21 protein-coding genes and 3 tRNA genes are annotated in these 20,326 nt (G+C 71.6%); 8 read left to right on the top strand and 16 right to left on the bottom strand.

Annotated features, from left to right (window positions below; translation table 11 throughout):
* Positions 1–9: 9 nt before the first annotated feature.
* The 11 genes from panC to ftsH form a co-directional block, all read right to left on the bottom strand.
* A complete protein-coding gene (gene panC, locus HNR16_RS17590; protein ID WP_158041759.1) occupies positions 10–867 on the bottom strand; it encodes a pantoate--beta-alanine ligase in 858 nt (285 codons plus the stop codon).
* A complete protein-coding gene (locus tag HNR16_RS17585) occupies positions 864–1,592 on the bottom strand; it encodes a Rossmann-like and DUF2520 domain-containing protein (protein ID WP_158041758.1) in 729 nt (242 codons plus the stop codon). Before HNR16_RS17585 ends, panC begins: the two co-directional genes overlap by 4 nt.
* Positions 1,589–2,197, bottom strand: coding sequence for a PH domain-containing protein (locus tag HNR16_RS18485; protein ID WP_158041757.1), 609 nt, complete (start codon positions 2,195–2,197; stop codon positions 1,589–1,591). The genes HNR16_RS17585 and HNR16_RS18485 overlap by 4 nt, the downstream gene beginning before the upstream one ends.
* Entirely contained in the window at positions 2,194–4,176 is a 1,983-nt protein-coding gene (locus tag HNR16_RS17575; protein ID WP_158041756.1) for a PH domain-containing protein, read from the bottom strand. The genes HNR16_RS18485 and HNR16_RS17575 overlap by 4 nt, the downstream gene beginning before the upstream one ends.
* On the bottom strand, positions 4,173–4,649 hold the full coding sequence (locus HNR16_RS17570; RefSeq protein ID WP_158041755.1) for a PH domain-containing protein: 477 nt from the start codon (positions 4,647–4,649) through the stop codon (positions 4,173–4,175). Before HNR16_RS17570 ends, HNR16_RS17575 begins: the two co-directional genes overlap by 4 nt.
* Before the next feature lie 99 nt (positions 4,650–4,748).
* Entirely contained in the window at positions 4,749–5,321 is a 573-nt protein-coding gene (locus HNR16_RS17565) for a DUF3180 domain-containing protein (protein WP_158041754.1), read from the bottom strand.
* Positions 5,321–5,926, bottom strand: a complete 606-nt coding sequence (folK, locus tag HNR16_RS17560) for a 2-amino-4-hydroxy-6-hydroxymethyldihydropteridine diphosphokinase (RefSeq protein WP_158041753.1) — start codon at positions 5,924–5,926, stop codon at positions 5,321–5,323. The genes HNR16_RS17565 and folK overlap by 1 nt, the downstream gene beginning before the upstream one ends.
* Entirely contained in the window at positions 5,923–6,576 is a 654-nt protein-coding gene (gene folB, locus HNR16_RS18935; protein ID WP_338109178.1) for a dihydroneopterin aldolase, read from the bottom strand. The genes folK and folB overlap by 4 nt, the downstream gene beginning before the upstream one ends.
* Complete coding sequence (gene folP / locus HNR16_RS17550; RefSeq protein WP_338109177.1) at positions 6,566–7,483, bottom strand: dihydropteroate synthase; 918 nt, start codon at positions 7,481–7,483, stop codon at positions 6,566–6,568. The genes folB and folP overlap by 11 nt, the downstream gene beginning before the upstream one ends.
* A 96-nt stretch (positions 7,484–7,579) precedes the next feature.
* Positions 7,580–8,317, bottom strand: a complete 738-nt coding sequence (folE, locus tag HNR16_RS17545; protein WP_158041752.1) for a GTP cyclohydrolase I — start codon at positions 8,315–8,317, stop codon at positions 7,580–7,582.
* Positions 8,318–8,345: 28 nt separating this feature from the next.
* The gene (gene ftsH / locus HNR16_RS17540) at positions 8,346–10,313 is read right to left on the bottom strand and encodes an ATP-dependent zinc metalloprotease FtsH (protein WP_158041751.1); all 1,968 of its coding nucleotides are present in this window, start codon (positions 10,311–10,313) and stop codon (positions 8,346–8,348) included.
* A 151-nt stretch (positions 10,314–10,464) separates the two neighbouring features.
* Here ftsH and HNR16_RS17535 point away from each other — a divergent pair, with 151 nt between their 5' ends.
* Positions 10,465–12,111 (top strand): RNB domain-containing ribonuclease, encoded by a 1,647-nt coding sequence (locus tag HNR16_RS17535; protein WP_158041750.1) that lies wholly within the window; start codon positions 10,465–10,467, stop codon positions 12,109–12,111.
* A gap of 130 nt (positions 12,112–12,241) precedes the next feature.
* On the opposite strand, the gene HNR16_RS17530 is transcribed toward HNR16_RS17535, so the two are convergent.
* The 4 genes from HNR16_RS17530 to HNR16_RS17515 form a co-directional block, all read right to left on the bottom strand.
* A complete protein-coding gene (locus tag HNR16_RS17530; protein ID WP_158041749.1) occupies positions 12,242–12,457 on the bottom strand; it encodes a hypothetical protein in 216 nt (71 codons plus the stop codon).
* Between the two features lie 180 nt (positions 12,458–12,637).
* A complete protein-coding gene (hpt, locus tag HNR16_RS17525) occupies positions 12,638–13,240 on the bottom strand; it encodes a hypoxanthine phosphoribosyltransferase (protein ID WP_158041748.1) in 603 nt (200 codons plus the stop codon).
* A gap of 51 nt (positions 13,241–13,291) precedes the next feature.
* Entirely contained in the window at positions 13,292–14,341 is a 1,050-nt protein-coding gene (tilS, locus tag HNR16_RS17520; protein WP_218868754.1) for a tRNA lysidine(34) synthetase TilS, read from the bottom strand.
* A 42-nt stretch (positions 14,342–14,383) separates the two neighbouring features.
* A complete protein-coding gene (locus tag HNR16_RS17515; protein WP_179558337.1) occupies positions 14,384–14,614 on the bottom strand; it encodes a PLDc N-terminal domain-containing protein in 231 nt (76 codons plus the stop codon).
* 163 nt (positions 14,615–14,777) lie between these two features.
* On the opposite strand from HNR16_RS17515, the gene HNR16_RS17510 reads away from it, so the two are divergent.
* The gene (locus tag HNR16_RS17510; protein WP_158041745.1) at positions 14,778–15,266 is read left to right on the top strand and encodes an inorganic diphosphatase; all 489 of its coding nucleotides are present in this window, start codon (positions 14,778–14,780) and stop codon (positions 15,264–15,266) included.
* A 110-nt stretch (positions 15,267–15,376) separates the two neighbouring features.
* On the opposite strand, the gene HNR16_RS17505 is transcribed toward HNR16_RS17510, so the two are convergent.
* Positions 15,377–16,993 (bottom strand): M23 family metallopeptidase, encoded by a 1,617-nt coding sequence (locus HNR16_RS17505; protein WP_158041744.1) that lies wholly within the window; start codon positions 16,991–16,993, stop codon positions 15,377–15,379.
* Between the two features lie 624 nt (positions 16,994–17,617).
* On the opposite strand from HNR16_RS17505, the gene HNR16_RS17500 reads away from it, so the two are divergent.
* From HNR16_RS17500 to HNR16_RS17475, 6 genes are all read left to right on the top strand, one after another.
* Positions 17,618–17,690: transfer RNA gene (locus HNR16_RS17500), tRNA-Glu, on the top strand.
* Between the two features lie 65 nt (positions 17,691–17,755).
* Positions 17,756–17,829 (top strand) — tRNA-Asp (locus tag HNR16_RS17495).
* Between the two features lie 75 nt (positions 17,830–17,904).
* A tRNA-Phe gene (locus HNR16_RS17490) sits at positions 17,905–17,977 on the top strand.
* Positions 17,978–18,176: 199 nt separating this feature from the next.
* Positions 18,177–18,794 carry a MerR family transcriptional regulator gene (locus HNR16_RS17485; RefSeq protein WP_218868480.1) on the top strand — a complete coding sequence of 206 codons (618 nt, stop codon included), beginning with the start codon at positions 18,177–18,179 and terminating at the stop codon, positions 18,792–18,794.
* Positions 18,791–19,789, top strand: a complete 999-nt coding sequence (locus HNR16_RS17480) for an aldo/keto reductase (RefSeq protein ID WP_158041743.1) — start codon at positions 18,791–18,793, stop codon at positions 19,787–19,789. Before HNR16_RS17485 ends, HNR16_RS17480 begins: the two co-directional genes overlap by 4 nt.
* Positions 19,789–20,265, top strand: a complete 477-nt coding sequence (locus HNR16_RS17475; protein WP_158041742.1) for a cysteine hydrolase family protein — start codon at positions 19,789–19,791, stop codon at positions 20,263–20,265. The genes HNR16_RS17480 and HNR16_RS17475 overlap by 1 nt, the downstream gene beginning before the upstream one ends.
* Positions 20,266–20,326: the final 61 nt, after the last annotated feature.

The following is a 20,326-nucleotide window of genomic DNA, read 5'->3' as shown; positions in this document are numbered from 1 at the left end:
TCCTTGCACTCAGGTGGTGACGTCCAGATCGACGGACGTGTTGTCGATGAGCCGCGTCGCTCCGACGCGTGCGGCCACGAGCACGAGGACCGTGCCGCGGCGGGTGTCGTCGACGGGCGCGAAGTCGTCGGGATCGACGATCTCCAGGTAGTCAAGTGTAACGAGCGGCTCGCCGTCGAGAACCGCGCGGCCCGCCGCGAGCGCGGCCGAACGGCCACCGCGCGCCCCCGCCTCGGCCGCCGCCTCGAGCGCGCGCGGGAGGGAACGCGCCGCGGCCCGTTCGTCGGGCGCGAGGAACACGTTGCGGCTGGAGAGGGCCACGCCGTCGTCCGCGCGGAGGATCGGTGCGCCGAGGATCTCGATGCCGAGGTCGAGGTCATCGGCCATGCGTTCGATGAGGTGCAGCTGTTGGGCGTCCTTGCGGCCGAAGACCGCGATGTCGGGCCGCACGATGCCGAAGAGCTTCGCGACGACCGTCAGCACGCCGTCGAAGTGGCCGGGGCGACGCTCCCCCTCGAGGATGCTCCCCGCGGGGCCGGCCACGACGCGGGTCTGCCCGAGGCCACGCGGGTACATCTCGGCCGCCGACGGTGCGAACACGGCCGCGACGCCCGATGCCTCGAGCTTCGCGAGGTCGTCGTCGAACGTGCGCGGGTAGCGCTCGAGGTCCTCGTTCGGCCCGAACTGCATGGGGTTGACGAAGATCGACACGACGACGGTCTCGACCCGCTCGGCGACGAGCCGGACGAGCGAGAGGTGGCCGTCGTGCAGTGCCCCCATCGTCGGCACGAGCCCGAGCTGCCCGCGCGAGCGCGCCTCGGCGACGAACGCGCGTGCCTCGTCGATCGTGTGCAACACGACGGTCATTCGGGGTCCTCCGGATCGGTGGGGGGTTCGACCACGACGGGGTTCGCGTCGGCGAGCGCGTTGTCGGCGGCCGAACGGACGAGGCTCGACAGGACGAAGCCGGGCTCCGCGACGCCGATCTCGGCGAGGATCCCGGTCGCCTGCCGCACGATCGAGTGCGTGAAGTCGGTCGCGGTCGCGATCGCCTCGGCGTAGCGTGGGCGGTCCTCCTCGGCGATCACGACGGGCTCGGCGCCGAGCTCGACCACGAGGGCCTGTGCGATGGGGAGCACGGGGCGCGGGGCCGTCACCGCGCACCACGCCTCGCGGAGCCGCTGTAGGTCGAGGGACGAACCGGTCACGTCGATCGCGGGGTGCACCGAGAGCGGGATGACGCCCTGGTCGAGTGCGTGCCCGAGCAGGGCCGTGCCGAACCCCGCCTCGGTGTGCATGACGAGCTGCCCCGCGACCCACGCGCGGTCCGCCGTGAGGGCGTCGACGAGCGGTTCGAGCGAGCGCGGATCGTCGACGTCGATGATGAGGAGTTCGCTCCGCTCGACGAGCTGCGCCGCGGTCGCGATCGTCACGTTCGGCAGGAGTGCCTCGACGCGGTCCCGCTCCGCGCCCTCCGCCGCCTCGACGCCGACGATCGCGTGCCCGGCGCCCGCGAGTCCCGCCGCGAGGACGGGACCGAGGCGGCCACGACCGATGACCCCGACGCCGAGGCGGCCGTCGCGTGCGCTCACAGCCCGGCCCGTCGCGACTCGGCGAGCTCCACGAGCCCGGCTCGCAGCGATTCGATCTGTTCGCGCGTGAATCCGACGACGACGACGGTCCCGGCGGGTGCCGCCGTGACGAGCCTGAGTGATGCGAGCCCGAGGACGCGTTCGAGCGGCCCCTGGCGGATGTCGACGAGCTGCATGCGACCGTACGGGACGGCGACCTCGCTCCGCCACACGAGACCTCGGCGGAACACGAGGTCGTCGTCGCGCAGGCGGTAGCCGATCGCCCGGGCGGTCGGCACCGCGAGGACGGCACCGAGCAGGCACCAGAAGAGCGCGAAGCCCGCGATCGCGGCCCCCCAGGGAACGTCGATCGCGATGAGGAACGCCACGGCGGCCGCGAGCACGGCGCTCAGCACGAGCGCGGGCACGAGTTCGACGATCACGTACTTCCGGGAGACCCGCTGCCAGGCCCCGTCGTCCCCGAACGTGCCTCCCGACGGGGCCGTGCCACCGCCGGGTCTGCTGTCGGGCCCGCGCCGCGATGCAGCACGAACCTCGAACCCCGGCTCGCCACCGTCGGGCCGCCGCGGGGCCGTGGCGTCACCGGCGCCGGTTCCGTCGCTCATGTCGTCCCTCCCTCGCCGTTCGCCGGCCGCTCGTGTGCAGGGCCACCCTGCACCGGACCGCCGTGCACGTCGGGCCACGGAACGGGGCCCGCGGGCGGCGGTGTGGCGTCCGACGCCGTCCGCCCGTCCCGCGTGGCGCGGAACTCGTCGGCTGCCGCCATGATCGCGACCGAGCGACGATCCGGCGCGACGCCACGCTCCGCGGCGTCGGCGATCCGGAGACGGGCGGAGACGACAGCGGAGCGGGCCGAGAGCTCGGCCCACCGGTGCGACGAATCGTGGGCCGCGGCCGCGATCGCGGCGGCGGCGAGTCGGTCGAGGAGCTGCACCGCCTGCCTCGCGTCGACCGCCGGGACGCGCGTGTCGACGACGCCCGCGACCGTGTCGGGAGCGACCGCAGCCAGCCGGAACCAGTTCTGGATCGGTCCCTGCACGGCGCGGATCGACTGCACCCGTTCGAGCGGGACGATCGCGAGCCGTCGCGTGAGCGCACCGGTCCGGACTGCGAAGACGTCCGTCGCGAGCACGTGCCCGATGCGGCGGAACGAGAAGGGGTGCGTCCAGCGTGCACGGCGTGGGGCCGGCACGTAGCCGTCACCCTGGGCGGGCTTCACGAGTCCGTCGTCGATCATGCGTTCGGCGCCCGCGCCGACCCGGGTCGGCAGGAACAGGGCGATGACGCGCTGCACGTCGTCGCGCGTGCCGACGGGCAGCACGACGTTGCGCAACTGCGCCTGACGCTGTCCGCTCGACTGCGCCGCCGGCGCCTGGCCGCCCGCACGCGTCACGCGAACCTCCCACCAGCCGAACGGCCGCCAGAGGAGCGGCTGACGCACCTCGATCGCATGGATACGACCCGGCGGCAGCGTCTCGGTCGTGGTGGTGAACAGGCCGCGGACGAGACGGACCCCGTCGACGGTGCCGTGGATGTCGTACCGCAGGAACGGGATGAGGCGACCCGCGATCGAACCGATGCACACGAAGAAGAGGGGCGGCAGGAATCCGAGCAGGACGAACGGCAGCCACGACGGCACCGCGAGGTCGCTCTCGGGACCGAGGACGATCCGCGCGATCGCCATCGGGACGGCGACGACGAACACGACCACGAGCCCGACGAAGAACGCGGTGACGACGAGATCGACGAGGACGGTACCGACGAGTCGGCCCTTGCTCAATTGCACGAGGGTGCTGGGCTCGTTCGCGATGTCGTCCGCGTGGACGAGATCGTCGACGCGCGAGGAGATGAGGTCGGAGAGGGACCCGCGGGCAGGCGCGTGCGCGGTCGGCGTCAGGTCGCCCCCGATTGCCCCGGTGCCGCCGCCGGTTGCGGTGTCGCGCGCGCCCTCATCACCGTCGGCGAGGGGTGCGGGACGCGCCGCGCTGCTCCGCACACGAGCACCGGACGCACGTTCGAGGATCTCCGCGCGGAGCTCGTCGGCCTCGCTCGCACGCACGTACTGCAGCTTGATGCCGGTGCCGTCGCCGGCCCCCTCGATGTCGAGGACGACGGCGCCGAAGAGCCGCGCGAGTGCGGGGCGCACGACGTTGATCGACTGGATGCGGTCGAGCCGCGCCTGCCGGTGGCGGCGCCGGATGAGCCCCTCACGGAGTTCGACCACGTCGTCGGTCACGCGATACGTGAGCATGCGCCACTGCAGGTAGAAGGCGAGAACGACGAGGAGCGCGACGACCACGATGCCCGCACCGACGAGCACGAGGATCGGGATGCCGGTCACGTCCTGCATCCAGTCGGCCGACGGATCGGTGAGGTCGAGCGGTTCGCCCCGCCACGCCCCGCTCGTGAGGAAGTCGAGGAGTCGGTTCCACGTCTGCGAGAGCACCCAGCCGAGGACGATGACGGCGACGAGCCCGCCACGGAGGAGCGGCGAGGCGGGGTGCAGCCGGCGCCAGCCGCCGCCGTCGGCCGACGGTGTCGTCGGCGCGCCGCCCGGGACGGGCTGCGGGGCGTCCCCGCTCACGCGGCGACCCGCCGTCGTTCGGCGAGCGCGATGAGACGGTCGCGCACGTCGGCGGCCTCGGCCGCGACGATGCCGGGGAGGACCACGCCCGTGGCCGCCGTCGCCGTCACGACGCGCAGCGACGCGAAGCCGAGGAGCCGGGCGATGGGACCGGACTGGACCGTCACGAGTTGCAGGCGCCCGTAAGGCACGGCGACCATGCGGCTGACGAGCAGACCACGCCGGAAGAGGAGGTCGTCGTCGCGCAGCGCGTACCCGATCGACCGAGCCCGCCGGAGGGCGAGGAGCGCGCCGACGAGCGATCCGAGCGCAAGCACGGCGAGGCCGCCCGCGACCCACGGCAGCTCGCCCACCGTGAACGCGACCACGGCCGCGGCCACGAAGACCACCGCCCAGATCACGTCACCGAGCAGCGTCACGACGACGTATCGAGGTGAGACCCGCCGCCATCGGATGTCCGGGTGATCGAGCACGGATCCGCCCCTCTGCTCCGGTGGTTCGCGCGGGCGGCTCGTTCCGCCCACTCCCCCAAGCGTAGGGGGTGCCGCGGACGCCGAGCCGCGTGCGGTGTCTCAGGCCGTCGGCGCGGCGCGCTGCGGCCGGGTCCCGTGCGCACCGTCGTCGGGCGGCAGTGCGCACCACGACTCGGCGAGGAGTCCAGCGACGAGCAGCACGATCGCTCCGACGAGCGAGGCGAGCGCGTCGACGGTGCTCCCGGCGGCGACGACGGGTCGCGTCACGACGAAGACCACGACGGCGAGCGCGAGTCCGCCGAGGACCGATGCCGTGAGCGACGACGCCTTCGCGAGGGCGAGCACGCGGACGGCGTGCTGCGGGTCGACGCGTCGTCGACCCGCAGCTTCGGCGCGGCGCTGCTCCGCGTCGCTGCGCTCCGCGTGTTCCTCCTCCGTCGCGTCCGTGGCGCGTCCCTCGCGCGGCGTCGAACCGAGTTCACCCGTGTAGCGACGAATCGGCCACGCGAGCACGAGCAGCACGATCGCGAGGACGACGAGCGTGATCGCGAGGGTGATCGGTGGCGTGAACATGGCGCGGCCACTTGACACGAGCCACGTCTCCAACGTCCACGTCGAGACGGCGACGATGAAGGCGAGCAGGGCGAGGACGCCGGGCGACGTACGACGCATCAGCGCTCCGTGGCGGTGCCCGCGTCGCCGCCCTCCGTGGGACAGCGCAGCGGGAGCCCGCGGTCGGTCGAGACGCCCTCGCGCCCTCGGGCCCCGAGGCCCGATTCGGCGTAGAGCAGCACGCGATCGGTCGCGACCGACAGCAGCTGTTCGACGCTGCCCCGGCCCGGGATCTGCGCGTCGGGATCGATCTCGTGCCAGGGGGCGAGGACGAACGCCCGTTGCCAGGCGGCGGGGTGCGGGATCTCGAGCGTCTCGGTCGCGAGCTCGATGCCGTCCATGCTGATGATGTCGAGATCGAGCGTGCGACTCCCCCACCGCTCGCCCCGGCGTCGGCCGTGACGGTCCTCGATCGTCTGGAGGAGGGAGAGCAGTTCGTGCGGGTTCCGGTCGGTCGTGACGATGACGACGGCATTGAGGTAGGGCCGCACGGTCTCGTCGATCCCGTGCATCGTGAGTGCGGGCGTCTCGTAGAGGCTCGAGGCGATGACGACGCGCGTGCCGTCGAGTTCGTCGATGTCGGACATGCCCCGCCGGAGGATCTCGGTCCGGTCGCCCATGTTGCCGCCGAGCGCGATGACCGCTCGCCGTCGTTCGCCGCTCATGTCGGTTCCCCGTTCCTGTCGTCGCCGTGTGCCTCCGGATCGCCGACGCGCGCGTCCTGATCGGGTGTCCCGACGCCCGTCGCCGTCGAGACCGGGCCGTCGTCGTCGGGCCGGAACCGGAGGATCGAGACCGTGACGTCCTCGAAGTCGAGATTGACGGGTGCCTGTGGCTTGTGCACCGTGATACGGACCGCCTGCGGCCCGGCGAAGGCGAGCGTCACGGCGGCGAGTCGTTCCGCGAGCGTCTCGAGCAGGTCGACGGGCTCGCCGCCCGCGATGTCGGCGAGGGCGATCATGAGGTGCCCGTAGTGCAGGGTGTCGGCGACGTCGTCGCTCGCGGCGGCGGCCCGCGTGTCAATCCAGACATCGGCATCGATGTAGAAGTCCTGTCCCTCGGCGCGCTCGTGGTCGTGGACGCCGTGGAACCCTCGGACGTGCAGCCGGTGGATGTGGATGACGTCCAGTTGGGGCTGCGGCAGTGCGGGGTGTGCCGCGGGGCCCGGCCTCGACGGCATGAGGCGGACGGCCGCGGTCGCGGGGTGCGTGTCGGGTCGGCCGCGTCGCGCGCTCCGCTGCGTGGCGGCGGCGTCGGGCACGGGCTCGCCCGACCGGTCGGGTGCCGCGGCCGCGTGGTCGCTCTCAATCGACATGATCGGCTCCTCTCGTCCACGCGTCGACGACGTCGAGCGCGATGCGCGTCACGGCCGCGTCGTGGACGCGGAGGCCCCAGACGCCCTCGCGGGCGCACAGTGCGGAAATGATGGCCGTCGGCAGGTCGCGGTCCGTGACGGGCGCGTCCGCGGCGAGCAGGTCGGCCGTGAATCGTTTGCGGGAGGCCCCGACGAGCAGCGGGTGCCCCAGTGCGACGAACGAGGGCAGCGCGTGCAACACCGCCCAGTTGTCGGCGGCGCGCTTCGCGAACCCGAGTCCGGGGTCGAGCACGATGCGCTCGGCGGCGAGCCCCGCCGCGACGGCGGCGTCGCGGGCGCGAGCGAGTTCGTCGAGGATCTCGCGCGCCGGATCGGCGTAGTCGGCGAGTGCGTTCATGCCGATCGAGTGCCCTCGCCAGTGGCTCAGCACGAAGGGTGTGTCCCGGTCGGCGACGAGCGGCAGCATCGCCTCGTCCGCCCGCCCGCCGGACACGTCGTTGATCCAGGTCGCGCCGGCGTCGAGGGCCGCGGCCGCGGTCGTCGCGTTCATGGTGTCGACGCTCACCGCGATGCCCCGCTCGGCGAGCGCCCGGACGACGGGGACGACGCGCTGCGCCTCCTCGCCCTGCGGCACGCGACGCGCTCCGGGGCGGGTGGACTCGCCACCGACGTCGACGATCGTCGCGCCGTCGGCCGCGAGACGTTCCGCCGCGCGGACCGCCGCTCGCGTGCGTTCCGTCCGATCGTCCCGCTCGAACGCGCCCCCGTCGGAGAACGAGTCTGGCGTGACGTTGAGGATCCCCATGATGTGCGGGCGCGTGTGGTGCCGGGCGGCACGCGCCTGATCGTCCGCTCGCTCGTTCGGGTGCGACGCGGCGTCCAGGGTCTCGCTCGGTGCGGCGTTCATGTGCCTCCTACGGTACCGTGCGGGCGCTCACGGAGCCGTGCCCGTCGAGGGCACCGGCCGGACGACGTGTGGCTCGCGCGCGCGACGCGTCCGCGGTCACGAGGGCCGGAACCGCCCGCGAACCCGCGTGCCGTCGCTCGTCGCGTCCGCGCCCGCCGGAACCGGGCCGGCCGCGATGAGCGCCATCACCTCGTGCCTCGACTCGGGCCGGGCGAGGACGCCGCGCGCCGCGACGGTCACGGCGTCACCGTGTTCCTGTCGTGATCCGCGCAGCGACACGCAGCCGTGGACGGCGTCGATGACGGCGAGCGCGCCGCGCGCGTCGAGTCCGGCCATGAGGGCGTCGACGATGTCATCCCCGATGCGTTCCTGCAACGTGAGGCGCGTCGTGACGGTCTCGACGAGATCGTGCAGCCGGCCGAAGCCGACGATGTCGTCGCCCGGCACGTACGCGAGGCTGATCGTGCCCGTGAACGGCAGCAGATGGTGCTCGCACATCGAACGGAATCGTGCGCCGCGGAGGAGGACGGGCTGGTCGGGACCGGTCAGCGGCACGTCGCCCGACGCGTCCGCGGCGGGCTGCGTCGTGCCCGACGCGACCGGGTACGTGCCGTCGGGCACGAGGGGGATCGCGAATCGTCCGGCCCGGAGCGCGGGCACCGGGTCGACGCCGATGCCGCCGAGCAGTTCGCGCGACGCCTCCGCGACGCGTGCGGGTGTCCGTGCGAGCCCCTGGCGTGTCGGGTCCTCCCCGATCGCCCGCAGGAACGCGGCGACCGCGGCCTCGACCGCGGGCCCGTCGATCGACGCGCCCGCGTCCGTCCCGTCGCCCATGCTCGCTCCCCCGTCCGTGTGGGTACCGCTACGACTTGTCGTAGTCGCCGAGCGCGCCGCCCTCGCGGCCGATCTCGTCGACCGGGTGGCTCGGCTTGAGCGACACGGGGGGCAGCTCCGAGACGGGACGCTCGGGGCTCGAGAGCCACGTCGGCCGCTCGGGGAGCTTGCGGACGTCGGCGAAGATCTGCTCGAGTCGGACGTGATCGAGCGTCTCGTGTTCGAGGAGCTCGCGCGCGAGCTGGTCGAGGATGTCGCGGTTCTCGTTGAGCACCGTCCAGGCCTCGTCGTGCGCCTGCTCGATGAAGCCGCGCACCTCGCGATCGATGTCCTCCGCGACCTTCTCGGAGTAGTTGCGCGTGGCGCCGGTCTGCTGGCCGTAGACCTGCTCGCTCGACGAGTCGCCGAGCTTCACGGAGCCGACCGACGAGGTCATGCCGTACTCGGTCACCATCTTCCGCGCCGTCTTCGTGGCCTTCTCGATGTCGTTCGAGGCGCCCGTCGTCGGATCGTGGAACACGATCTCCTCCGCGACGCGGCCGCCCATGGCGTACGCGAGCTGGTCGAGCAGTTCGTTGCGGGTCACCGAGTACTTGTCCTCGAGCGGCAGCACCATCGTGTAGCCGAGCGCGCGACCGCGCGGCAGGATCGTGATCTTCGTCACGGGATCGGTGTGGCGCATCGCGGCCGCCGCGAGGGCGTGGCCGCCCTCGTGGTACGCGGTGATGAGCTTCTCCTGATCGTTCATGACGCGGCTCCGTCGCTGCGGCCCGGCGATGACGCGGTCGACGGCCTCGTCGAGCGCGCGGTTGTCGATGATCTGCGCGTCGGAGCGCGCCGTGAGCAGCGCGGCCTCGTTGAGGACGTTCGCGAGATCGGCGCCCGTGAACCCCGGCGTCTTCCGGGCGATGACCGCGAGGTCGACGTCCGGCGAGAGCGGCTTGCCCTTCGCGTGCACCTCGAGGATGCGCTTGCGGCCCTGCAGATCGGGAGCGTCGACGCCGATCTGACGGTCGAACCGGCCGGGACGCAGCAGTGCGGGGTCGAGCACGTCGGGGCGGTTCGTCGCCGCGATGAGGATGACGTTCGTCGTGGAGTCGAAGCCGTCCATCTCGACGAGCAGCTGGTTGAGGGTCTGTTCGCGCTCGTCGTTGCCGCCGCCGACACCCACGCCGCGGTGGCGGCCGACGGCGTCGATCTCGTCGACGAAGATGATGGCGGGCGAGTTCTGCTTCGCCTGCTCGAACAGGTCGCGCACGCGGCTCGCACCGACACCGACGAACATCTCGACGAAGTCGGAGCCCGAGATGGAGTAGAAGGGGACCCCGGCCTCGCCCGCGACGGCCTTCGCGAGGAGCGTCTTTCCCGTTCCGGGAGGGCCGTAGAGCAGGACGCCCTTCGGGATCTTCGCGCCGACGGCGAGGAACTTGTCGGGCTCCTTGAGGAACTCCTTGATCTCCTGCAACTCCTCGAGCGCCTCGTCGGCGCCCGCGACGTCGGCGAACGTCACCTGCGGCGACTCCTTGGAGACGAGCTTCGCGCGCGACTTGCCGAACTGCATGATGCGACCGCCGCCGCCACCCGCCATGCCGGAGAACATGATCCAGATGAAGAAGCCGATGAGCAGGAGCGGCAGGAGGATCGAGATCGCCGACATGAACCAGCTCGGCTGCGGCACCTCGTCGTCGAACCCGCCGGCCGGTGCAGCCGTGTTGACGGCGTCGACCACCGCGTCGGCGCGCGCCTGCACGAAGTAGAACTGCACGTTCTGGCCGTACTCGGCGTCGGGCTCCGTGAGCTTCACATCGACGCGGTTCTCACCGTCGACGATCTTCACCTCGTCGGCGCGTCCCTGGGTGATGAGGGTCAGGCCCTCCTCGGTCGTGACCGTTCGGACGCCCTGGCCGTTCACGAAGCTGAATCCGATACCGATCACGAGCACCGCGAGCGCGACGATGACGAGAGGGTTCTTGAAGATCTTGGCGAGATTTTTCATGGACGAGCGAGTCGCGAACTCGAAGCCTTCCGGTGGGTCGAAACCGCTGCGCCGGCACGCGCGCGTGTGGTCGGGTCGAGCGTACCGGAGCCCCTCCCTGCGCAGACGCGTGTTCGCTGTCGGCGCGGACTCGGCGGGCTAGGGTGAGCGGGTGCGAGGAGTCAACGCCGAGGGCCTGCAGTTCGACGGGGTACGCCGTGAGTTCGAACTCCCTGATGCGTTCCCGGCGGAGGTCGAGCGCGAGGCCGCCGAGGCGACGGACCGGTTCGCCGCCGACCGACGCGACGCGCGCGACATCCCGTTCGTGACGATCGACCCGCCCGGATCCCGCGACCTCGATCAGGCCGTGCACCTCGAGCGCACATCGGACGGCTTCCTTCTCCACTACGCGATCGCCGACGTCGGCGCGTTCGTCGTACCGGATTCGGCGCTCGACCTCGAGGCGAGGCGGCGCGGCCAGACCGTCTACGTCCCGGACGGGAGCGTGCCACTGCACCCGCGCTCGCTCTCCGAGGGCGCGGCGAGCCTGTTGCCCGAGCAGGACCGTCCCTGCGCGCTGTGGACGATCGAGACGGACGAACACGGCGTCGTCCGGCGGCGCACGGTCGAGCGCGCGGTCGTGCGTTCGCGCGCGCAGCTCGAGTACGAGCACGTCCAGCGGGCGTTCGACGAGGGCAGCGAGGTACCGGCCGCGATCGCGGCGCTCCCCGCGTTCGGGGCGGCCCGGCAGCGGCTCGCGATCGAGCGCGGCGCCGTCGAGCTGCGCCTGCCGGCACAGGACCTCACGAACGACGGATCGGGCTGGCAGCTCCGACTCGAGCCCCGCACGGTCGTCGACGCGTGGAACGCCGAGTGCTCGCTCGTGACCGGGCAGGCCGCGGCGTCGATCATGATCGAGGCCCGCATCGGCATCCTCCGCACCCTTCCGGCGGCGGATGCCAAGGCCGACGCCGCATTCCGCGCGGCCGCGGCAGCGCTCGGGCTGAGCTGGCCGCCGAACGTGTCGCCGGGCGCTTTCCTGGCGTCGCTCGACGACGCCGACGTGCGCACGCTCGCGCTCATGTCGGCGGCCACCAAGCTGCTCCGCGGATCCGGCTACCTCGCCTTCGACGCGCGCGACGTCAGGGACGACGACGGCCCGACGGGCTCCCAGGGCATACCGGCGGACGCCCCGGACACACCGGCGAACCCACCGCACGGCGCGGCCGACGAACCGGGCAGCACGACCAACGGCTCCGGCAGCGCGGCGAACGGCTCCGGCAGCGCGACGAACGGCTCCGGCAGCGCGACGAACGGCTCCGGCAGCGCGACGAACGGCTCCGGTAGCGCGGCGAGCCGCCGGTTCCACACGCTCCCCGATCCGACGGCACGCTGGCACGCCGGCGTCGCGACGGAGTACGCGCACGCGACCGCACCCCTCCGACGGCTCGCGGACCGCTACGCCATCGAACTCTGTCTCGCCGCACAGGCGCACATCGAACCCGAGCCCGGGCTCGTGGCGGCCCTCCCGGAGATCCCCGCGAGGATGACCGAGTCGTCACGCCTCGCCAATGCGGTCGAGGCGGCCTGCCTCGACGAGGCCGAGGCCGTCGTGCTGGCACCACACGTGGGCGACGTGTTCGATGCGGCCGTGCTCCGGCCCGCCACGGAGAAGCACGACGCCGAGATCTTCGTGCTCGATCCACCCGTCATCGCCGCGTGCGGCGGCGAACCCGCCTCGGGTTCCCGCGTTCGCGCTCGTCTCGTGACGGCCGACGCGTCCACGCGGACGGTCCGTTTCGAGGCGGTCACCGACTGAGTCGTCGGGGCCGTTCTCGCGTCAGGCGGTCGCGGGTCCGACCGCGGCCCCGTCGACCCACGTGATCAGTCGTCCGCGCCGTACTCGCGTCAGGCGGCCAGGGGTCCGATGGCCCCGTCGACCCACGTGATCAGTCGTCCTGCCCGTCGTCGTCCTGGCCGTCGTCGCCCTGATCGTCGTCGCCCTCGTCGTCCCCCTGCTGGTCGTCACCCTCCTGGTTGCTGTTCGACCACTGGACGTTCGAGGAGTTCTCGGGCTCGTCGTCCGACTCGCCACCGCAACCGGCGAGAGCGAATCCGCTGAGGGCGATGGCGGTCACGGCGAGCACTCGGGTACTGGTCTTCATGCGATGTCTCCGGGATGTCGTGCAGGGGACGGTCCACGCCGGCGCGTGACCGACGCGATCGACGCTACCGGAGCCCACCTCGGCGCTCACCGAACGCGCACGCGCACACCGACCACGCACGGAGCACGCCCCGGCGTACCCGACCCGATCATCGTGAGTCGGCCTGCACGGAAACGGAGGTCAGTGTGTCGCGGGCGTCGCCGCGTCGTCCGCCGAGCCGCAGTGGCAGGACGCACCGTAGGCGTGCGGCTGCATCACCGCGATGTCACGCAGGTGGCGGTACTTCTCGTCGTAGTCGAGCCCGTAGCCGATGACGAACTCGTTCGGCACGTCGAACCCGACGTAGCGGACGGGCACGTCGCTCACGAGCCGCTCGGGTTTGCGCAGCAGCGCACAGATCTCGACCGACGCCGGGCCACGCGACTCGAGATTCGCCTTCAACCACGAGAGGGTGAGACCCGAGTCGATGATGTCCTCGACGATGAGCACCCGCCGGCCCGACAGATCGGTGTCGAGGTCCTTGAGGATGCGCACGACACCCGTCGACTCGGTGCCCGAACCGTACGAGGACACGGCCATCCAGTCCATCGTGACGGGGATCCGGAGCTCCCGCGCGAGGTCCGACACGACCATGACGGCGCCCTTCAGCACACCCACGAGCAGCGGCTCGTCGTCGCCGTAGTCCTGCTCGATCTCGCGTGCCAGCTCGGCGATGCGCTGCCGGATCCGCTCCTCGGGCAGCAGTACCTCTCGGATGTCGTTCGCGATGTCCTCGGCTCGCACGAAGCGGGTTCCTTCCCTGGGGGGGGGTTCGGGTTGGTGTTGCGTTCTCGGCTATTCGGTGTCGGCGGCCGCGGCGTCGCCCGCGCTCCCCTGCGGCTCGGTCGCCCCGAACAGGATCTGGTTCTGACGACGTTCCACGCGGATGCCCGGCAGATCGACCGGCCCCTGGCCCCGCCACTCCGTCGCGAGCGCCGCGACCGCCATCGTGTGCCGCCGCGAGAGCGAGACGCCGAAGCCCTGCTCGGCGACGATGCGGCAGATGCGCTGACGAAGTGCGGGCGGCTGCGTCACGATGCCGCCGACATCGAGCGAGATGCGCCCGTCCGCGTCGGTCGAGACGACCTCGTGCGCCCACTCGAGCGCGAGGGCGTCGAGCGTCTCGGAGTCCTCGCGGAGCGTCGTCGCGGTGCGCGCGAGTGCCTCCGAGATCCCGGGGCCGAGTTCCTCCTCGAGCATCGGCAACACCCGCTCACGGACGCGGACCCGCGTGTACGCGGGGTCGGAGTTGTGCGGATCGATCCACGGCTCGAGTCCCTGGTCGGCACACGCCTGCACCGTGTCGGCCCGACGGACCCCGAGGAGCGGGCGTAGGAGCGCCCCCGTTTCGATCGCCATACCGTGCAGGCTCTTCCCGCCCGACCCGCGCGCGAGCCCGAGCAGCACCGTCTCGGCCTGGTCGTCGAGGGTGTGACCGAGCAGCACGGCGCTCGCGCCGAGTTCCTTGCGGGTCGCCTCGATCGCCTCGTAGCGGGCCGTGCGTGCCGCGGCCTCCGGCCCCTCGCCGTCCGTCTCGGTCACGGTGACGCGCACGACGATGACCGGGTCGAGCCCGAGTTCGCGCGCCTGCGAGGCGGCGCGCTCCGCGACCGCCGCCGAATCCGGTTGGAGTCCGTGGTCGATGATCACGGCACCCGCGCGGCGTCCGGCCCGCGGCGCTTCGAACGCGGTGGCTGCGGCGAGGGCAAGGGAGTCGGGGCCGCCGCTCAATGCGACGAGCACGAGATCGCCCGGCGCCGTCGAGCCCTTGAGGACACCGCGGACGGCACGACGGATGTCGGCGACGGGCGGCGTGAGGCGAGGACGGTCGGACACGGGCACCAGCCTACTGGCCTTCGGCGGCCGGAGCACGCGTCTCCATCCGGCTCACCTGCCGATCTTCCGCCCACCGAGGAGATATGCGATCGGGCCGGCGAAGCCGATGCAGCTGATCAACAGCCACAGCCACTTCGGACCGTTGATCGCCTCGGGGCGACGACGGACGATGCTCACGACCGCCGCGGCCTGGAGCGCGAGACGAATGGTGCCGGACACGAGCAGGAATCCGCGAGCGGCGCGGGAGGGGCGGGCCTCGCCCGACGAGAGGTGTGCGTTCATGTCCCCAGACTGCCACGGGACCCCGAGAGCATCCATTAGCCTGATGACGCGGGTCGCAGGGCCCGCGCGGTCGCTCACGCCGTGTGCGGGGTCGACCGCTTCGTTCGCTGCCCGCGCCCCGTCGTCGGCGCCGGGTCGGCTTTCCACCACAAGGAGCGTCCCAATGGGCACCTATGACGTCGTCATCGAGATCCCGCGAGGGAGCAAGAACAAGTACGAGGTGGACCACGAGACCGGTCGCGTGTACCTCGACCGCGTCCTGTTCACGCCGTTCGTCTATCCGGTCGACTACGGGTTCTTCGAGCACACGCTCGCCGACGACGGTGACCCGCTCGACGCACTCGTGCTGCTCGAGTACCCGCTGTTCCCCGGTGTCGGGCTGAAGGTGCGCCCCGTCGGCGTCCTGCACATGTCGGACGAGGCCGGCGGCGACGACAAGATCCTCTGCGTGCCCTACAAGGACCCGCGCTGGGCCCACATCCAGGATCTCGACGACGTCGACCAGTCGACGAAGGACCAGCTCAAGCACTTCTTCGAGCACTACAAGGACCTCGAGCCCGGCAAGTGGGTCAAGGTCGACAGCTGGGGTTCGGCCGCGGACGCCGAGAAGATCGTCGAGGCCTCGATCGCGGCCTACGTGCCCGCCGAGTAGCGACACGATCGTCCGAACGCACGCGAAGGGCGTCGCTCCTGCAGGAGCGACGCCCTTCGTTCGGTCGCGTCCGTCACCGGGGAAGAACGGTCGCGACCGGGAGGCCGGTGTCAGTAGTAGTAGATACCGAGACCGGCGAGCCAGGGCTTCGGGTCGATGTTCTCCCCGAAGTTCATGACCTCGAAGTGCAGGTGGCAACCGGTCGACGAACCGGTGGTGCCCGCATAGGCGAGCACGTCGCCCGCGTTCACCCACTGGCCGACGACGACGTTGATGCCGCCCTCCATGATGTGCGAGTAGGACACGGTGACGCCACCGCCGATGTCGAGCACGATGTGGTTCCCGTAGCCGCCGTTGTAGCCGGCGTACGTGACCGTCCCCGCGTGCACCGCCTTGAGCGGCGCGCCGCACGTCCCGCCGTTCACGCCGAGGTCGAGGCCCCAGTGCATCCGGTACTCGCCGGAGATCGGGTGGTAGCGCATGCCGTACTCGTCGGTCACGACCGCATTGTCGATGGGGCCCGCGTAGCCCGCGGCGACGCCGTCTGCCGGTTGCGGCTCGGGCTCGGGGGTGGGCTCCGGGACCACCTCGATGTCGGGCTTCGTGGGCGGTACGAACGGGTCGATGCTGGGCTTGGGCTGGGGAGCCGGGACCGGGTCCACGGTCGGCTGGGGGGCGTCCGTGGCGACCGGCTCGGTGGTCGTCGGGGCCGGTGTCGGCGTCTCGGACTGGGCGGGCTCGGGCACCGTCTCGGGGTCGACGAGCGTCCCGTCGGAATCCACCTGGGGGGCGTCCGGCACGACCACCGGCGGCGCCTCGGTCTGGATGTCCGGCTTGGCCGGCGGCTCGACACCGGCGCGCTCGGCGTCGGCGACGGCCTCCTCGTAGGCCTTCTCCTGCGCCGCCGCGGCGGCCTCCGCACGCTCGCGGTTCTCGCGCTCGAGCTGTTCCTGCTGGAAGCGCTGGCCGTTCTGGTAGTCCGCGGCCGTGACGTCCCGCTGTTCGGTGAGCGGCCCGAGCATCGCCTGGAGTTCGGCTCGCTGCGTGTTCGCCGCGCTCTTCTGCGCCTGGAGTTGCAGCTGCGTGCGTTGTGCGGCATCGAACTTCGTCTTCGCATCGGTCTCGAGCACCTGGAGCTCGTCGAGGGCGGCCTGCGCCTGCTCGCCGAGCGACGTCGCGGTGTTCTTCTGGGTGACGGCCTCCTGGTAGATCCCGTCGGTCTGCGCCGAGAGCTTGGAGATCGTGCCGAGCTGGTACAGCAGGTTGTCGGCGTTCTGCGGCTGGCTGAGGAGCGTGAGCTCGGGGTTGCCGCCGCTGCGAGTGGCCATCGCGGCAGCGAGTCGACCGGCCTGTTCGGCCGACGCCTCGGCCGTGGCCGTCGCCTCGTCCGCCTGCTGCTGCAGCATCTGCACTTCGGCGGACTTCTCGGCCGACGCCGTCATGGCGTCGCCGTAGGCGTCGCCCGCCACGCGCGAGGCCTCGTCCGCGGTGGCGACGTCCGCGTCGAGGGAGCTGATCTGGTTCTGGATCTCGGTGATGAGCGCCTGGGCGCGGTCGACGTTGCCCTGGGCGGCGACGACGTCCTCCCAGGTGGCGTACGTCTCGTCGGCGAAGGCCGGGGCAGCGAGTCCGGTGGCGACGAGGACCGCGGCCGCAAGTGCGCCGAGCCCGAGGGGCACGCGCCCCCTGCGCCCGGAGCGCCGCTCCGACTTCGTGGCGTACGCCATCTCTCCTCCTCATCGGGACGCGATCGGCAGATCGCTCGTCGCCCCATCACCGTCCACAACACGGGCGTCTTCAAGCACTCCAGGCACTCGAATGCACTCAAGTCACACAAACAACACTGGAAACAGTAACAACTCCGTGTCGCTTTGCCTAGTGACACACGGCACACCGCGACCGAGTCGGCACAACTTTCCCCGTCGAGGCGGCATCCGCCGAACACCCCACCCCGCGGCGCCGTCACGCCACACCCGAACCGCCCGGAGACCCGATGCCCGACACCCAGCACCGGCCCGATCGCAATCCCGACCACTCGGCTCGACTCGACTCGACTCCGGCACCCGGCACCCGGCACCCGGCACCTGGCACCTGACACCTGTGCCACCAGCACCGACACCTGCGACGGCGACGGCGACGGCGACGGCGACGGCGACGGCGACGGCGACATCACCAACACCAACGCCCGACCCGAGCCCGGACCCACCTCCACACCCGCATCCGCATCCGCATCACCGCCGGTAACCACTCGACCCACGACACGCCGAAGAAGGGCCCCCTGACGGCCGAGTTTGGAAATCTGCGCGGGGATCCGTATGCTTTCATCTCGGCAGTCAAGTGCTCAGCCGCTTGGCCCCATCGTCTAGTGGCCTAGGACGGCGCCCTTTCACGGCGCTAACACGGGTTCGAATCCCGTTGGGGTCACGATTGGTGGGTCACGATCCGGTCGCCGGGTCGTGTAGAGTGAACTGTCGCAATTCAATACGCAAGGCCCTGTGGCGCAGTTGGTTAGCGTGCCGCCCTGTCACGGCGGAGGTCGCGGGTTCAAGTCCCGTCAGGGTCGCGAGTCGGAACGCCCGTTCTTCGGAGCGGGCGTTCCGTTTCAGGCGACATGTTCGCCCGGAGGGTTCGCCCTCTCGGCTCTGTAGCTCAGTTGGTAGAGCGCACGACTGAAAATCGTGAGGTCACGGGATCGACGCCCGTCGGAGCCACTGAACCCCCGCACTCCACTGCGGGGGTTCTCTTGTTTCTCCCCCACTCTCGCACCCCCGCGGCCCTGCCGCCCCAACTCGGTCCGCAGCAGCGTTCCGGGTGGTTTTCGGGGTTGCGGGGCACCCGGAACCCCGAAAACCACCCGGAACTCGGGCGGCTCTTGCGCTCGAGTGCACTCCAGCGCCTAACGTGCCCGGCATGGAGATCACTTCGGCCCGCCGCCCCGCCGTCGTCACGCATCGGCGTTCACCGGCCCCCGCCGATTCCCGGGACACCGACGGCACCGCCCCTATCGGCATCGCCGAGATGGCCGTGCGCTCCGGGCTGAGCATCGACACACTCCGCTGGTACGAGCGCGAGGGCATGCTCCCCCGCGTGCACCGTTCGAGCAACGGCACCCGTCGCTACGACGTCCGCGAACAGGGTCTCGTCCGTCTGCTCGCGTCGTTGCGAGCGACCGGCATGCCGACCTCCTCGATGCGCGAGTTCGTCGCCCTCCTCGACGGTGGCGCGACCACGCACGGCCGGCGCATCGCCGTCCTCGAACGCACACGCGAACTGCTCGAGCGGCGCAGGCACGAGATCGACGCCGCCGTCGACGCACTCGACACGAAGATCGACCACTACCGCGCACTCATCGCCGCCGGCCTCGGCTGCGACGGCGCGCCGGTGCCCGCGGCGCAGCGAAAGGCGCAGCGGGCCTCCGAGCCGATCGGCGACCGGATCACCGACGGCACCTCCCACACGAACGCGACGGCGCACGCAGCGCCCCGGGCCACGACGCTCGGAACGACCCACGGAACGGAGCACGAATGAGCACCCCCACCAGAACCATCCCCGCACTCGGCCGCACCACGGCACCGATCGGCCTCGGCTGCATGGGCATGTCGTGGGCCTACACATCACGCGCCGACGCATACTCGGTCGACGGCGTCGACGTCATCCGCGCCGCCCTCGACCGCGGCATCACCCTCCTCGACACGAGCGACGCCTACGCCGCCGGCACCAACGAGGAGCTCGTCGGACGAGCGATCAGCGGTCGTCGTGACGAGGCGATCATCGCCACGAAGGGCGGCCTCGTCGGGCACGTCGTCGACGGGCGTCCGACGCTCGAGCGCGATGGCCGCCCGAAACACCTGCGCGAGGCCGTCGACGCGAGTCTCCGCCGGCTCGGCGTCGACGTGATCGACCTGTACTACCTGCACCGGATCGACCCGCAGGTGCCCGTCGAGGAGAGCTGGGGCACGCTCGCCGAGGCTGTCCGGGCGGGCAAGGTGCGCGCCATCGGTCTCAGTGAGGTCACGACCGAACAGGCCGACACCGCGCACGGGATCCACCCGGTCGCCGCGATCCAGTCGGAGCTGTCGCTGTGGACGCGTGATGCGCTCGGGGTCGGCACGAACTCCGACGGTGCGGCGGCTGGCGACCTCGTGGGCTGGTGCGCCGCCCACGAGGCGATCTTCGTCCCGTTCTCTCCCCTCGGCCGCGGCTTCCTGACGGGCGCACTCGACCCCGGGACGCTCCCCGACTCCGACTTCCGCGCGCACCTCCCCCGCTTCACCGGCGACGCCGCACGCACCAATCTGCGGCTCGTCGAGACGGTTCGCGAGATCGCCGAGCGCCACGGCGCGACCCCCGCACAGGTGGCGCTCGCGTGGGTCCTCGCGCGGGGGCCCGAGGTCATCCCGATCCCCGGCACGACACGCATCACACGACTCGACGAGAATCTCGGCGCTACGACGCTCGAACTCGGTGCGGACGACCTGTCGATCCTCGACGGCCTGCCCGCCGCCGCGGGATCGCGCTACTGATGCCCGGCACCGCGCTGCTCGAGATCGACTTCCAGGGGTGGATCGTCGCGCTCGTCGACGATCCGGCGGTCGTCACCCGTGCGGAGCGGGTGCGCGTCGCGCAGCGTGCGCGCGGCGCCCACCTGTTCTGCCTCCGCTACCTCGACGCGGACGGCGGCGAGCGCGGTGACCCGCGGTCCGCGGAAGCCCGGTTCATCCCCGCGCTCGCGCCGCCGGCGGACGCGCTCGTGCTCAGCAAGTCGGGCCGCGATGCGTTCGACGACCCCGATCTCGAGACGAACCTGCGCATTCGGGGCGTCGCGCACGTGGTGCTGACGGGCCTGCTCACCGATCACGGCGTCCTCCACGCCGCGAGATCGGCGCACCGACTGGGCTTCGAGGTCACGGTGATCGCCGATGCCTGTCGATCCGACACCGCGGCGAATCACGACGCGGGCCTCCGCGCACTCACATCACTCGGCGCACACGTGCGCTGAGCCGCGCCCATTCGCGTTCCGGGTGGTTCTCGGGGTTCCGGGGCACCCGGAACCCCGAGAA

Source organism: Pseudoclavibacter chungangensis (genome assembly GCF_013410545.1).
GTDB lineage: Bacteria > Actinomycetota > Actinomycetes > Actinomycetales > Microbacteriaceae > Pseudoclavibacter > Pseudoclavibacter chungangensis.
This window is presented reverse-complemented; position numbering and strand designations above follow the sequence as displayed.